The organism is Kitasatospora sp. NPDC093102 (assembly GCF_040683915.1).
Taxonomy (GTDB): Bacteria; Actinomycetota; Actinomycetes; order Streptomycetales; family Streptomycetaceae; genus Kitasatospora.
The window spans coordinates 25232-38489 of record NZ_JBFBFA010000023.1 but is presented as its reverse complement, the minus strand read 5'-3'; the positions used below and the strand labels follow the sequence as shown (position 1 = coordinate 38489).

General features: G+C 74.0%; 9 protein-coding genes. 3 read left to right on the top strand and 6 right to left on the bottom strand.

Translation table 11 applies throughout. From position 1 onward, the window contains the following. Positions 1-3: 3 nt before the first annotated feature. The 3 genes from AB0O11_RS25420 to AB0O11_RS25410 all read right to left on the bottom strand — a co-directional run bounded on the left by AB0O11_RS25420 (position 4) and on the right by AB0O11_RS25410 (position 3540). The gene (locus tag AB0O11_RS25420) at positions 4-1884 is read right to left on the bottom strand and encodes a hypothetical protein (protein WP_363391295.1); all 1881 of its coding nucleotides are present in this window, start codon (positions 1882-1884) and stop codon (positions 4-6) included. Between the two features lie 207 nt (positions 1885-2091). Continuing rightward, the gene (locus AB0O11_RS25415) at positions 2092-2934 is read right to left on the bottom strand and encodes a TetR/AcrR family transcriptional regulator (RefSeq protein ID WP_363391292.1); all 843 of its coding nucleotides are present in this window, start codon (positions 2932-2934) and stop codon (positions 2092-2094) included. Between the two features lie 96 nt (positions 2935-3030). Then, on the bottom strand, positions 3031-3540 hold the full coding sequence (locus tag AB0O11_RS25410; RefSeq protein WP_363391289.1) for an NUDIX domain-containing protein: 510 nt from the start codon (positions 3538-3540) through the stop codon (positions 3031-3033). A 111-nt stretch (positions 3541-3651) separates the two neighbouring features. Here AB0O11_RS25410 and AB0O11_RS25405 point away from each other — a divergent pair, with 111 nt between their 5' ends. Further along, positions 3652-4872 (top strand): serine hydrolase domain-containing protein, encoded by a 1221-nt coding sequence (locus tag AB0O11_RS25405; protein ID WP_363391286.1) that lies wholly within the window; start codon positions 3652-3654, stop codon positions 4870-4872. A gap of 119 nt (positions 4873-4991) precedes the next feature. Here AB0O11_RS25405 and AB0O11_RS25400 read toward each other — a convergent pair whose 3' ends face one another. The 3 genes from AB0O11_RS25400 to AB0O11_RS25390 form a co-directional block, all read right to left on the bottom strand. Continuing rightward, entirely contained in the window at positions 4992-5315 is a 324-nt protein-coding gene (locus tag AB0O11_RS25400; RefSeq protein ID WP_363391284.1) for a nuclear transport factor 2 family protein, read from the bottom strand. 267 nt (positions 5316-5582) lie between these two features. Beyond that, the gene (locus AB0O11_RS25395; protein ID WP_363391281.1) at positions 5583-7106 is read right to left on the bottom strand and encodes an aldehyde dehydrogenase family protein; all 1524 of its coding nucleotides are present in this window, start codon (positions 7104-7106) and stop codon (positions 5583-5585) included. A 502-nt stretch (positions 7107-7608) separates the two neighbouring features. Continuing rightward, on the bottom strand, positions 7609-8556 hold the full coding sequence (locus AB0O11_RS25390; protein ID WP_363391278.1) for a terpene cyclase: 948 nt from the start codon (positions 8554-8556) through the stop codon (positions 7609-7611). Positions 8557-8866: 310 nt separating this feature from the next. Between AB0O11_RS25390 and AB0O11_RS25385 the strand changes: the two genes are divergently transcribed. Together AB0O11_RS25385 and AB0O11_RS25380 are read left to right on the top strand one after the other, a co-directional pair. Then, complete coding sequence (locus tag AB0O11_RS25385) at positions 8867-11881, top strand: AAA family ATPase (RefSeq protein ID WP_363391276.1); 3015 nt, start codon at positions 8867-8869, stop codon at positions 11879-11881. Between the two features lie 281 nt (positions 11882-12162). Continuing rightward, positions 12163-13230 carry an aldose epimerase family protein gene (locus tag AB0O11_RS25380; RefSeq protein WP_363391273.1) on the top strand — a complete coding sequence of 356 codons (1068 nt, stop codon included), beginning with the start codon at positions 12163-12165 and terminating at the stop codon, positions 13228-13230. The last annotated feature ends 28 nt before the right edge of the window (positions 13231-13258 follow it).

Here is a 13258-nt window from a genome sequence, read left to right as displayed (position 1 = left end):
GGCTCAGCCGAACGGGCGGCTCTCCGGCGCGGCATCCGCCTCGTCCGCCGGCTCCGGTTCGGCGGTCGGCAGCTCCGGGAAGCCTCCGAGGGCGAAGGGGTTGAAGTCCGGTGGCGGGATCATCACCGGCGTGCCCTTGCTCGGAGCCGGCTCCTCCACGTCCCCGCCCCGCCCCGAACCCTGCTCCGTCACTTCCGCGGCGACGGGCGGAGCCTGGGCCGGGATGACGGGCGGGGCCGACGGCGGCGGCGGGACGGCCGGGCCCTGGGCCGGGAGAGTGGTGCCGAACGGATCGGGCTTCTGCTCGGCCGCGACCGTGGTGCCGAACGGGTCGGCGACCGGAGCGGCCCCGGCGGGCGGTGTTGCGGGCGCGTCACCCGACACGTCCGGGATGCCCTCCATGGTGAAGGGGTTGAAGTCCGGCGGCGGGACCATCACCGGGGTGCCCTTCGGACCGTCCTCGGCACCGGGCGCCGCGTCGTCGCCGCCGTCGGCGGGGACCTCCGCGACCGGTGCGAAGGGGTTGAAGTCCGCGGGAGGCACCCGTACCGGCGTGCCGCGAAGGTGCACCGGCACCTCCTCCGGCTCCTCCTCCACGGCGGAAGCAGGAGCCTGTGCTGGCGCCGGAGCCGGGACCGGAGCCGGAGTCGGAGCCGGGACCGGAGGCGGAGCCTGGGCCGGGACCGGCGCCGGCACGGCAGCCGCGGCGCTCGGGGCCGGTACTCCGTCCCAGCCGAACTGGATGCTCTTCAGCAGCTCCGCGAACGCCTCCGTGTACAGCTCCCAGTCCTCCGGCCGCGCCGTGGACAGCTGCGCGCACAGCACCGTCCCGCCGTCCGGCAGCGGTACGAAGGCCTGGACGGCCGAGGTGACCACCCAGCGCCGCTGCCCGTCGGCGGCCAGCGGCCCGGGCACCGGGACGGTGCGGCCCTCGACGAGGACGGCGGCCGGCCCGGCCGGCAGTAGGACGGTCCACACCTCGGCGTGCCGCCGGACGGTGGCCAGTTCGGTGGCGAGCGGGGTGATCGGCAACGGGTGCCGGGCGAGCGAGACGACCAGGGTGGCGTCCGAGGTGCGGTCGTCCAGCTCCAGGGCGCAGACACCGGCGTACACGACGCCCGCGTCGCGGATCAGGTCGGCCAGGGTGGCGGAGATCACCGCGAAGTCGCGCCGCGGCTCCGGGCCGGTGGCACTGAACAGCTCCTCGGCGACCTCGGTCAGGTGCCGGGCCAGTTCGTCGGCGGCCGCCACGGTGGCCGGGGCGGCACCGCCGGCCCGGCCACCGCCGTCGGACAGCGGGGGCAGCGTACGGGCGGAGACGCCGGGCGGACCGCCCGGGGAGGTCAGCGAGTGGAAACCGGGCGGTACGACCAGCCGGACCTCGGCGCCCGCACCGGTGGGCAGTTCGACCGGCTGCCGGGTCTGCTGCCCGGCCGCCAGTGCGGCCAGTGCGGGGGCGAACGGCGGGCGCAGCTTGGCGTCGGCGAACTCGCCGGTGACCGGCAGCTGGAACAGCGCGGCCGAGGTGGTGCCCCGGTCGGCGATGGCACCGCGCACCGCGCCGCCGCCGTACCGGGTCTGGAGCGCGGCGACCACCCGGTCGGTCAGCCGCGCACCGGTGCCCGGACGGGCGGTGCCCGCGGTGGTCACCGTGCCGAGCCGGTCGAGGGCGGTGTGCACCGGGCCGTTGGGGGCCAGCGGCAGGCCGAACAGTGCTTCGGCGGCGGGGTGTTCGACCGTCCGCAGGGCGCTCAGCGAGGCCGCCGGGTGGCGCGAGGTGTGCTCGTCGAAGAGGGCGTCGGTGAGGGTGCCGAGGGTCGCGCAGACCTGCTCCGCTGCCGCGAAGGGATTGGCCTCCGCGCTGAACTGGACGTCCTGGGTCAACTGGTGAGCCCCCCGCTCTGCTCCGTCTACCGTCGGTGGTTCGGGTGGGACCGGGCCCGCCGCGGCGGCGCGTCGTCAGATCCCTGCTCATTCCTATCAGAGCCCACCGTCCTGACCGAACCGCAGGATGACCGGATGATCACTCGGGCGACCGCCGCCCGATGACTCCGACGGCCGTTCCGACGACCGCTGCGGTGACCGCGCCGGTCACTCGGCGGCGGCCCCGGTGGCCCGCGCGGATCCGTCGTCAGGGGTGCCGGCGGCGAGCGCGGTGACCGCCTCGACGATCCCCGGCACGGCGAACAGCCCCGCGAGGTCCCGCACCAGGCGTCCGGTCGGGCCGTCCGGGTGCTCGTCGGCGAGGAAGGAGGCGAGTTCGGCGGCGAGGGCAGGCTCGCGGGCGGCGGTGAGGGTGAGCGCCGCGACGAACTCCTGCACCAGGTGCAGCTGGAGCTCCTCCAACGGCACCGAGCGCTCCGCCAGCCACTCCAGCGAGGTGATCTCGGCGTTGGCGATCCAGGCCCGGACGGTCAGCCGCAGCCCGACGCTCGGCGCGGGGACGGCCAGGTGGGTCAGGATCTGCTCCTGTGCGGCCCGGCGCACCTCGTCGATCACCGCAGAGGTGCCCGCGCTGGCCGCCACCGAGCCGCCGCGCAGCAGCGCGGCGAAGCCCGGCCCGTGGCTCTGCACGAAGTCCAGGTAGCGGCCCATCACCCGGTACAGCCGCTCCGACAGGGGCCCCTCCATGGGCTCCTCGAACCGGGCCGACAGCTCCTGCCCGGCCCGCCGCAGCGACTCCTCGTACAGCGCCTGCTTGCCGGGGAAGTAGTGGTACACCAGCGGCCGGGAGGCACCCGCGGCGGCGGCGATGTCGTCGATCGACACCTCCTCCGGCGGCCGCCGGCTGAACAGCTCCAGCGCCACCGCGATCAGCTGCTCCCGCCGCTCGTCCACGCTCAGCCGCCGCCGCGGCCGCTCGCCCGCCGCCCGGGCGGATGCGGAGGTCCGTGCTGCGCGGTCGGCCGTCGGTGACGGCGTACGGGAGGCCATGCGCGCCACCCTAGTTCGTCGACGGCCCTCCGGTGGAGCCAGGGGGCCTGCCGTTCCGCCCACGCTCCGCCCCCGGATCCCGAGGTCGTGGTGGCGCTATGCGGACCGGAGGTCCAGGTAACGGCGGTAGGCCTCGACGCCGTCGGGGACGAAGGCGTCATGGGTGAGGCGGTCGGCGAGTTCGGCGGGGGTGAGCCAGGCGTGCCAGGCGACCTCGGATTCCTGCGGGGAGACCGGGCCGTCCCACTCGGCCTCGTACGTGTCGCACCACCAGGAGAGCCGGTCCTGCTCGAAGAGGAACTTGAACAGGGGGCGCGGGGTGATGCCGCGCACGCCGAGTTCCTCCTCCGCCTCGCGGACGGCGGCCTCGGCGTAGGTCTCGCCGGAGCCGACCACGCCGCCGACGAACATGTCGTACGCGCCGGGGGCGAACAGCTTGGTGTCGGTGCGGCGGTGGACGAAGATCCGCCCGGCCGGGTCGCGGACCAGGATGAAGACGCAGCGGTGGGTGAGCCCGCGTCGGTACACCTCGCCGCGCAGGGCGGTCCCGATCACGCGGTCGTGCTCGTCGACGATGTCCAGCAGTTCCTCGGCAGGGTTGGTCATGGGGGACAGGTTAGGGTTTCCGGGCTCGGTTCGAACGGATTCGATCGAAGAAGATCGAGAACGAGCGCGAGTGGCACGAGAAGTAGCGGAACTGGTCGAGGACGGCGCGCGGTGGTGGATATCTGGGGCGAGACGGCCGAGGGGTTCGAGCCCGTACGGGCGGCTTTCGCGCGGAACTTCGCCGACTACGGCGAGCTCGGCGCGGCCTTCGCCCTGTACGTGCGCGGCCGCAAGGTGGTCGATCTGTGGGGCGGCGACGCCCGGCCGGAGGTCGGCGGCCGGCCGGCGCCCGCGGTGCCGTGGACGGCGGACACCGCGCAGGTGCTGCGCTCGGTCACCAAGGGCCTGACCGCGACCACCGCCCTGCTGCTGGCCGAGCGCGGCCTGCTCGACCTGGACGCACCGGCGGCCTCGTACTGGCCGGAGTTCGCGGCGGCCGGCAAGGGCCGGGTACCGGTGCACTGGCTGCTCTCGCACCAGGCCGGGGTGCCCGCGCTGGACGCGCCGCTGCGGCTGGAGGACGTGCTCACCTGGGAGCGCGCGGCCGCCGCCGTCGCCGCGCAGACACCCGCCTGGGAGCCCGGCACCGCGCACGGCTACCACCCGTACACCTTCGGCTGGCTGGTCGGCGAGGTGGTGCGGCGGGTGAGCGGCCGGACGATCGGCCAGTACTTCGCCGAGGAGGTCGCCCGGCCGCTCGGGCTGGACCTGTGGATCGGGCTGCCGGCCGGTGCCGCGCCCCGGGTCGGCAAGCTGGTCGACCTGCCCGCCCCGGAGGCGGCCCGGACCGGCCCGAGCGGGCTGCGGCTGCGGCCCAAGCAGGCCGTCCGGGACGCCTACCAGGACCCGGCCTCGCTGACCGCCCGCTCCTTCGCCTCGGTGCGCCCCGGCGTGGACCTCAACGACCCGGCCGTACAGGCCGCCGAGATCCCCGGGGCCGGCGGCATCGGCACCGCCCGGTCGCTGGCCCGGTTCTATGCGGCGCTGATCGGTGCGGCCGACCGCCCGGACGGCTCCGGCGCGCTGCTGCCGCCGCTGCTCGGCCCCGAGGTGCTGGCGCGCGCGGTCGCGCCGGCGGTGAGCGGACCGGACCGGGTGCTGATCGTCAACTCGACGTTCGGCCTGGGCTTCTGGCGGCACGGTCCGACCGCGCCGATGGCCTCCCCGGCGAGCTTCGGCCACCCGGGCCGGGGCGGTTCGCTGGGCTTCGCCGACCCCGACCTGGGGCTGGGCTTCGGCTACGTGACCAACGGCATGCAGCCGGGCGTCACCGGGGACGTCCGCTCGCGGAACCTGATCCGCGCGGTGCGGGGGTGCCTGGGGCTGTCCTGAGCCCGGGGCTGCCGTGCCCGGCCGGGCCGCTGCGCCCGGCGGTCCCGCCGAGCAAGGGCGTCCCGCCGAGCAAGGCCGTCCCGCCAAGCCAGGGCGTCCCGTCGAGCCCGGCCGTCCGGTTACGCCTGGCCGGTCTCGAAGCGGCTGACCTTCCCGCCGTCCACGGTGAAGCGCCAGGCGGTGCGCATCTCGCCCCAGGTGTCGTTGGTGAAGTTGGCGACCAGCGCGCGGCCGCCGTCGGATTCGGTCTGGACGTCCATCCGGCCGTGGGCGGTGAAGATCTCGCGGTCGATCCAGTCCGCCAGGTCCCGGTCGGAGCCGTCGTCGGACATGGTCGCGCCGTCGGTGAGCAGTCCGACGAAGGCCTCGCGGTCGCCCGCGTTGATCGCGGTGACGACGGCGCGCACGACGGGGTCGCTGAGCTTGGCGGTGGCGATGGTCACGGGGGACTCCCGGGGAGGGTGAGGGGTTCGGGAGTCCTGTCTACGGCGTTCGCGCGGGCCGTCCGGGCATGTCGGCGGCGCGTCGGGAAAATGTCGGGGATTCATGTGCTTGGATCCCCGGAAGCGGTGATTCGCCCCGGAGCCCGCCACGGGGAGTGGCGAGGGAGCGAGAGGTCGCAGTGGGCCTCCCGCTCCGCTTCCGCCGAGGGTCCGGTGACCTCCGGCGGCCTCGGTGACCTCCCGGGGCGTCGGCGGCCTCCGAAGGGCCTAGAAGAAGCCGACCGCGTCGGGGGAGTAGCTGACCAGCAGGTTCTTGGTCTGCTGGTAGTGCTCCAGCAACGCCTTGTGGTTCTCCCGCCCGATGCCGGAGTTCTTGTAGCCGCCGAAGGCCGCATGTGCCGGGTACGCGTGGTAGCAGTTCGTCCAGACCCGGCCCGCCTGGATGGCGCGTCCGGCCCGGTGGGCGGTGTTGAGGCTGCGGGTCCAGACGCCCGCGCCGAGCCCGTACTGGGTGTCGTTGGCGAGGGCGACGGCCTGGTCGAAGCCGTCGAAGCGGGTGACCGAGACGACCGGTCCGAAGATCTCCTCCTGGAAGACCCGCATCGAGTTGTCGCCCTCGAAGACCGTCGGCGCCACGTAGTACCCGCCGGCCAGCGCGCCGCCGAGGTCGGCCCGCTCGCCGCCCACCAGCACCTTGGCGCCCTCGGCCTGGCCGATCTCGAAGTAGGAGAGGATCTTCTTCAGCTGTTCGACGCTGGCCTGGGCGCCGACCTGGGTCTCGGTGTCCAGTGGGTCGCCCTGGCGCATCGCCCGCACCCGCTCCAGACCGTCGGCGAGCAGCCGTTCGTAGATCGCGGAGTCGATCAGCGCGCGGCTGGGGCAGGTGCAGACCTCGCCCTGGTTGAGGGCGAACATCGCGAAGCCCTCGACGGCCTTGTCGTAGAAGGCGTCCGAGGCGGCGGCGACGTCCGCGAAGAACAGGTTGGGGCTCTTGCCGCCGAGCTCCAGCGTGACCGGGATCAGGTTGTCGGCCGCCGAGCGGGCGATCAGCCGGCCGGTGGTGGTCTCGCCGGTGAAGGCGAGCTTGCGGATCCGGTTGCTGGCGGCGAGCGGGGCGCCGGCCTCCTCGCCGAAGCCGGTGACGATGTTGACCACGCCGGGCGGCAGCAGGTCCGCGGTCAGCTCGGCGAGCAGCAGCACCGAGGCCGGGGTCTGCTCAGCGGGCTTGAGCACCACCGTGTTGCCGGCCGCGAGCGCCGGGGCGAGCTTCCAGATCGCCATCAGGATCGGGAAGTTCCACGGGATGATCTGGCCGACCACGCCCAGCGGCTCGTGGAAGTGGTACGCGACGGTGTCCTCGTCCAGCTGGGAGAGGCTGCCCTCCTGGGCGCGCAGCGCACCGGCGAAGTAGCGCAGGTGGTCGACGGCGAGCGGGAGGTCGGCGGCCAGCGTCTCGCGCACCGGTTTGCCGTTCTCCCAGCTCTCCGCGACGGCCAGCTGCTCCAGGTTGGCCTCCATCCGGTCGGCGATCCGCAGCAGGACCTGCGCCCGCTCGGCGGCCGGGGTGCGGCCCCAGGAGGGGGCGGCGGCGTGGGCCGCGTCCAGGGCGGCCTCGACGTCCTCGGCGGTGCCGCGGGCGACCTCGGTGAACACCTCGCCGGTGACCGGGGTCGGGTTGCCGAAGTACTCGCCGCGCGCGGGCGGCGTCCATCCGCCGCCGATCCAGTGCTCGTACCGGGAGCGGTAGGCGACGATGCTGCCGGGGGTGCCGGGGGGCTGGTAGACCGTCATGCTCGGTCTCTCCTCGCTGTGTCGGGCGCCGCCCGGCACGGCTCGGGCTACGGGCGGCGCGCCGGACCGCCCGTTCAGGGGCGGTCCGGCGGAGGGTTCGGACACGCAATCGGGCCGGCGTCCCACCGGGGCGCCCGCCGTCGAGCACGATAGCCGCCGGGCGCCCGGCGCGGCTACGGTCCGTACGCCGGACCCGTACGGAGGGTGCGCCTTCCGGCCGATCTCGCGGTGCTCCGCGCTGCCACGGATCGGGTCACTACCGGGTGCCCCGGATCGGAGCACTGCGGGCGTCCCGACCCGGAGCACTGCGGCCGCCCGGACCGGATCGCCGCGGGGTGCGCATTGCGGTCGCGCCCCGGCGACGCGCCGCCGCGCGCCGCCGTACGTCGGCCGGACTGCTCCCGGGGCGTGCCGCCGCGCGCCGCCGCGTGACCGGGGGCGACACTCTCGGGGCACGCGGCACGCGGCGCGCGACCGTCGGGCGGCTCCGGGTGCGCGCCGGTCAGACCGCTTGGTACCGGCCCGTACGGGCCTCCCAGCTGAGGTAGCCGGCCAGCCAGGTGAGCAGTCCGTCCGCGTACCGCTGGGCGATCGTGCGTTCGATCCGGGAGAGGCCCAACTCGCGGTGGACGCCCGGCAGTCGGTCGCGCAGCTCGGCACAGCGGTCGACCATCAGCTGGGCCTCGGCGATGACCGCCGCGCAGGCCTCCTCGGCCGAGCAGCGCCGCTCCCGCTGGACGATCATGACCAGGTTGTTCACGTCCCCGCGCGGCGCCTCCAGCGGGTAGGAGCGGACGTCGTTGCTGAGCGACGGTATGTCGGCTGCCAGCTGGCGCAGTTGACGCAGCACCGGGTGGTGCAGGACGGCGGCCGGGACCTCGAACTGGCCCAGGCGTTCGACCATGTCGAAGATGGTCTCCATCGCCGCGGTGCCCCGTCGGAGCTCCAGGTAGCCGTCCCGGTCCGGCGGCCGGGTGGAGATCCGGCCGGCCGCCTCGGCCGGGTGGCTGGCCAGGTAGTACTCCCAGTTGTAGGCCGCGCGGGCCTGCCAGCGGGCCGGCATGCCCTGCACGCTGCGGTCCCACAGGTCGGCGAAGGCGGTCTCGATCGCGGAGCCCTGGTCGGGTGGGGCGCCGTGCAGGACGGCGATCAGCCGTTCGCAGATCGGGGCCACCTCGGTGGGACGGCGGCCGAGCGGGCCGTCGAACTGGTCGTCGAAGAGGAAGTAGAAGCCCATCAGGTCGGCGGCCAGGGCGAGTTCGTCCGGGCCGGCGTCCGGATAGCCGAGCGCGGCGAGGTCCACCACCTCCCAGTGCGCGTAGCCGGGGTGGTCGGCGTCGGGCAGCAGTGGGTGGCGGATCAGCCAGTCTCTGTGCAGTGCGGTGGCGTGCCGGCCGTGCGAACTGCGGCGGTGCGGGAACGGAATCTGAAGTGATGTGTCGTCAGACATCGGACTCCCGGTGCAGCGGAGGGTGGGGGCGCTTTTTGTTCGAGCACTGATGGTGGGGGGAGTTGACGCGGCGAGACGCGGACGGTGAGGGTGGAATTCGCAAGATCATCTGCGCCTCGAAGGCCGTAGGGTATCTGATGTAATGATTGGATGTTAGGGATACAGGGCAATTGCCATCGGCAAGTCACCCGAACCCTCACCGTCCGCCCCAGCCTGCACGAATGCCCCACGGGGAGGTCCGCTCGGCGCTAATCTCGGCTCCACGCAGTGATCGAGCTGTGACGCGAGTGGGCGAGGCGGAGGCGCGACGGTGACCGAGCAGGAGAACGTACTTCGGGCGGGTGCTGGTTCCGCCCGCGACGGTGACGGTACCGCGCCCCGGGTGCGGCTGCGCGACCGCGATGCCGAACTGCGCTCGGTGGAGGCCGCCGTGGAGCGGCTCTGCCGCGGATTCGCCGCCGGCGGTACCGAGATCGGTGACCTGCTCGCCTTCTCCGGCCGCCCCGGCATCGGCAAGACCAGCCTGCTGCACGAGGTCCGGCGAATCGCCAAGCTCCGCGACGGTGCCACCGTGCTGTTCGCCCGAGGCGGCGAACGGCAGTTCAAGGAGCCCTACCACGTGCTGCGCCAGCTGCTCCAGCCCGTGCTCAGCGACCTGGATCCGGACGTGTTCAGCCAGGTCATGGGCACCTGGGAGGAGGTCGTCGGACCGGCCATGGGCCTCAAGCAGCCCAAGGCCGGCGCCCGCCGCCTCGACCCGCAGGGCGTGCGCGACGGCCTCGACTACGTGCTCACCCAGCTCGCGCCGCGCCGCGCGCCGATGGTGATGATCGTCGACGACCTGCACTGGGCGGACGGGGAGTCACTCTCCTGGCTGACCAAGTTCGCCGTCCGATCGAGTGAACTTCCCGTCCTGCTCGTCTTCGCCTTCCGAGAGGACGAGAACGACTGGCCCACCGGGACGCAGGACTTCCGGCGGGACGTCCTCGCGCTCAAGGGCCGCAAGCACGAGCTCAACCGGCTCACCCTCAGCTCCGTCACCGACATGATCCGGGCCGAGCTCGGCGACAAGGCCGAGGACGCCTTCTGCTACGAGTTCTGGAACGTCGTCAACGGCAACCCGTTCGAGGCCAACGCCCTCCTCGACCAGGTCCGCGACCAGGAACTCGAACCGGTCGAGGAGAACTCCCGGCAGCTGCGCGAACTCGCCGTCGACGCCACCGGGATGACCCTCAAGAGCTGGCTGGACCGGCTCGGCGCGAGCACCCTGCGCTTCGCCTGGGCCTGCGCGATGCTGGGAACCGACATCCGGGTCGACCTCGCCACCCGGATCTCCACCCAGAGCACCGAGGGCGCCCGCGAGTCCATCAAGCAGCTGCGCAAGCAGCGCGTGCTGACCCAGACCCCCAACGGGAACCTGGAGTTCGTCCACCCGCTGATCGCCAGCTCCATCTACAACACCATGCCGGACGCCACCCGACTCGGCATGCACGGCATCGCCGCCGCCGAGATCGAGAACGCCGGACTCGGTCTGCTCGCCGCCTCCCGCCACCTGGTCGAGACCCACTCCGGCGAGGGCGACGACCGGATCGTCAAGAAGCTGCGCCGCGCCGCCGTCGAACACCAGCTGATCGGCGCCCCCGAGGCCGCCCAGCGCTGTCTGCACCGCGCGCTCAACGAGCCGCCCGCCGACGAGATCAAGGCCGAGGTGATGTACGAACTCGGCTGCTCCGCACTGCTCACCGACCCCGTCGCCACCGTCAACCAGCTCAAGCTGGCCCTCGACCCCGACGAGGTGCCGCTGCGCCCCGCACTGCGCGTGGACGCCACCTTCCGGCTCTCCGAGGTGCTCGCCCACGCCGGTGAGCTGGGCCAGGCCGCCGTGGTCTGCCAGAAGGAGGCCCAGAAGACCGTCGACCCGGCCGGACGCCAGCGGCTCCAGGCCGCCTCGTTCATGTGGCACGCCTTCCGCAAGTCCGAGGAGGACGGCCCGGGCCGCTCCCTCCGGCTCGGCGAGATGTGCCGGAGCCTGAGCGGACGGGAGGCGGCCGACCGGGCCGTGCTCGCCATGCGCGCCTGGGACCTCACCCTGAGCGGCGCCCCCTCCACCGAGGCGCTCGCGCTCGCCGACGAGGTCCTCGACGGCGGTCGGCTGCCCAAGGGCCTCGGCTGGACCGACACCACCTGGGGCTTCGAACTGCCCTCGATGCTCGGCCTGACGTACATCTACAACGACCGCATCGCCCAGGCCGAGCGGCTGGCCGCGGACGCCATCATCCAGTTCGAGATCGCCGGTTGGAGCGGAGCCCACCGGGGCTTCGCTTACTTCCTGATGGGCCTGGCCCGGTTCCGCCGCGGGCTGCTCGCCGAGGCCGAGGACTTCCTGCGCCGGGCGTACCGCATCTCCGAGCGGATCAGCGAGAAGCTGCCGCTGGCCTGGGACGCGATCGGCGTGCTGGTCGACACCCTGATCGCCCGCGGCCGGGTCGAGGAGGCCTGGAACCTGGCCAACGACTTCGGCTTCCACCCGCCGTACCACGCGACGGCCATGGTGCTGCCGGACGCGGCCTCGCTGTACGGCAAGCTGCTGGTCGCCAAGGACCGGTACGCGGGCGCGGCCGCCGCGCTCACCGAGGCGGGCGCCCAGCTGGAGGTCCGCGGCTGGCGCAACACGGTCTGGGCGCCCTGGGCCGGCCACCTCGCCATCGCGATCGCGGACGACGAGCCCGAGCGCGCCCGCGACTACGCGCAGAAGGCGGTCCGGGACGCACGTGCGTTCGGCACCGCCTCGGCGATCGGCAGCGCGCTGCGCCTGCAGGCCCGGATCGAGGACGGCCGGGCGGCGGTCGAGCTGCTGGAGGACGCCGTGGCGTACCTCGGGCAGTCTCCGGCCGGCTACGAGCACGCCGTCGCGCTGGTCGACCTCGGCGCCGCGCTGCGCCGGGTCGGGCGGCTGGAGGACGCCCAGGAGTACCTGTACCAGGGCATCGAGCTGGCTCAGCACTGCTCCGCGGAGGGGCTGGTCGACCGGGCCCGGCGGGAGCTCGCCAACTACGGCCTGCGGCCCAACCGGCTGGGGCTGCGGGACTTCCGGGACACCCTGGAGACGCTCAGCAGCGCGGAGTGGGAGGTCGCCAAGCGGGCGGTGCAGGGCGTGCCGCCGCAGCGGATCGCCGACGAGCTCGGGGTGCCGATCGGCCTGGTCAACCGTCGGCTGGCGGCGGTCTACCGCAAGGCGGGCAGCGGGCCGGACGGCCTGGCCTCGGCGCTCGGGCTGCCGCAGCAGCAGCGGGACGCGGGCCGGCTGGAGGACCTGGACGACTAGGCGCGGCCGGAGCCGATGCCGGGCGAGGCGTCGGGCGCCCGGCAGTCGGGTCCGGCGTCCCGGTGGCGGGTGTGGCGCCCGGTGGCGGGTCCGGCGCCCGGTGGTCGCGCAGGCCGCCCGGTGGTGGGCGGCGGCGCGTAGGGCGGCGTGTGGGTTCGTGGAAGCGCCCCTGCGGCCGCCGCCGTCGCTAGGCTGACGGGCACGGGGCTGCCGCGGCGACCCCTCGACGGACCCGGAACCGGGCGCCCGCGGTGACGCGGCCGCCAGTGAGGAGCAGGCCAATGGCGAGCGAGGCCACCAGCGTGCGGCAGGAACCCCTGGACCCCTCGGGCGCCGGCGCCGCCATCGAGCGCTGGACGCTCACGGCAGGCCCGTACGAGGCGAGCGTGCTCACCCTCGGCGCGACCCTGCACACCCTGAGCGCGCCGGACCGCTCCGGCCGCCCCGCCCAACTGCTGCTGGCCACCGACCGGTTGTCCGAGATCCTCGGCCCGGCCCGGCACTACGGCACAGTGGTGGGCCGGTACGCCAACCGGATCGACCGCTCGTCGGTGCCCATCGACGGCGAGGAGCACCAGCTCGCCCCGACCGGCGGCGGCATGACCATCCACGGCGGCCCGGACGGCTTCGCGCACCGGATGTGGGCGGCCGAGCCGGTCGCGGGCGGGGTATGGTTGGCGCTGCACAGCCCGCACGGGGACCAGGGCTTCCCGGGCGCGCTGGACGTCACCGTCACGTACACCCTGGACGCCTCCGGCGAGCTGGTGATCGCGTACCGAGCCGTCACCGACAGGCCGACCGTCGTCAACCTGACCAACCACGCTTACTTCAACCTTTCGGGTGAAGGCAGCGGCGACGTCCTCGGCCACCTGCTGACGCTGGACGCCGACGAGTACACCCCGGCCGACGAGCGGCAGATCCCGTACGGCCGGACCGAGCCGGTGGCCGGCACGCCGTTCGACTTCAGGGTGGCCACGCCGATCGGCAAGGCGGTGCACGACGAGCACCCCCAGCTGGCCGGGCCCGGCGGCTACGACCACAACTGGGTGCTGCGCGCCCGGCCGGCGGACGGCAGCCCGGCGCGGGCCGTGCTGCTGGAGGACCCGGTCAGCGGCCGCACCCTGGAGGTGCTGACCACCGAGCCGGGCATCCAGGTCTACACCGCGAACAAGTTCCAGGGCGCGGTCACCGGCGCGAGCGGCGTCCCGTACGGGCCGTTCGCCGGGATCGCGCTGGAGACCCAGCACTTCCCCGACTCCCCGCACCACCCGGCGTTCCCCAGCACGGAGCTGCGGCCGGGGGAGGAGTTCCGCTCGACGACCGTGCTCCGGCTGGGGGCCGATCGGTAGGACCGGCTGGTAGGGCGGCTGGTAGGAG